The sequence below is a fragment of the Flavisolibacter nicotianae genome (assembly GCF_003628535.1).
In the GTDB taxonomy this organism is placed as follows: domain Bacteria; phylum Bacteroidota; class Bacteroidia; order Chitinophagales; family Chitinophagaceae; genus Flavisolibacter; species Flavisolibacter nicotianae.
The window spans coordinates 1-1320 of sequence record NZ_RBCI01000052.1; the positions used below are offsets into that span (position 1 = coordinate 1).

Genomic DNA, 1320 nt, shown 5'->3' on the forward strand with positions numbered 1-1320 from the left:
CCTGGAACTGCAGCGGTATTTTGACGTACATGAAATTCTGAATGGCGATTCGGCAGAAAGAGTTTACGAGGCCTGTACGGCAAAGCTGCAAACGCCGGATTATTCAGTGCGCAACCTGTTGCGGAAAATGAATGTAAAGGTGGTTTGCACGACCGACAACCCGATCGACAGCCTGGAGCACCACCAAAAAATCAATGACGACGGCCTTGAAATCCGTATCCTCTGGAAAGAAGTTTCACAAAAGGCACAAACACAAAAGGCATGAGCAAGATCCTGTGTTTTGGCGAATTATTGCTGCGGCTTTCACCCCAACTGGGCGGTGAATGGCTGAAGCAAAACAACATGCCTGTTTTTCTTGGTGGCGCAGAGCTGAACGTAGCGAGAGCCCTCGCCAACTGGCAGCTCCCGGTGGCGTATAGCACAGCCTTGCCGGATCATTACCTCTCCAGGGAGATCTTTGATTTTCTTGAACAAAGCCGGATCGATGCGTCCCGGATAGAGGTAACGGGTAACCGTATCGGCACTTACTACCTGCCGCAAGGTGCAGACCTGAAAAGTGCCGGTGTGATTTACGACAGGGACTATTCTTCTTTCTGGGAATTGAAGCCGGGACAGATCAACTGGACGGCTGTTTTGCAGGATGTTTCCTGGCTACATTTTAGTGCCATCAGCCCTGCCTTGAATGAAAATGTCGCGGCCGTGTGCCTCGAGGCCGTGACGGTCGCATCGGCAAAAGGGATTACGGTCTCCGTCGATTTGAATTACCGGTCAAAGCTGTGGCAATACGGAAAACAGCCGGATCAGGTCATGCCAAAACTGGTGGAGCATTGCGATGTAGTGATGGGCAACATTTGGGCAGCAAACACCATGTTGGGAATAGCCATAGATGAAAATATTCACGAGAACAGCAGCCGCGAAAAATACCTTGCCCATGCAAAGCAAACGTCGGAAGAAATCAGGCGCCGTTTTCCGAAGTGCACGGTAGTTGCCAATACCTTCCGCTTCGACGGTAAGGATGAAAGTATGGTATACTACACCAGCCTGAATGAAGGCGGGAAACAATTCAATTCGAAGGAATACCGCTGTAATTCTGTTGTTGATCGCTCGGGTAGCGGAGATTGCTATATGGCAGGGCTGATTTACAGTTTGAGTAAAAAGCGGGAACCGCAGGAAGTGGTGGAGTTTGCTACTGCAGCAGCTTTTGGAAAGCTGCAGGAAAAAGGCGATGCCACCAGTCAAACAGTTGAAACCATTCTGAAAAATAGTAAAAGGGGCACCGCGCATGCAGGTGCCTGACAAAAAAGTTATGCAGTTAAATAA

2 protein-coding genes are annotated in these 1320 nt (G+C 49.5%); both read left to right on the forward strand.

Features of this window, described 5'->3' with window-relative positions; genetic code table 11:
- A partial coding sequence (locus tag D6024_RS26350) for a glucuronate isomerase (RefSeq protein ID WP_162945070.1) occupies positions 1 to 265 on the forward strand: 265 nt, incomplete at its 5' end.
- On the forward strand, positions 262 to 1296 hold the full coding sequence (locus D6024_RS26355) for a sugar kinase (protein WP_121357807.1): 1035 nt from the start codon (positions 262 to 264) through the stop codon (positions 1294 to 1296). The genes D6024_RS26350 and D6024_RS26355, both read left to right, overlap by 4 nt.
- The last annotated feature ends 24 nt before the right edge of the window (positions 1297 to 1320 follow it).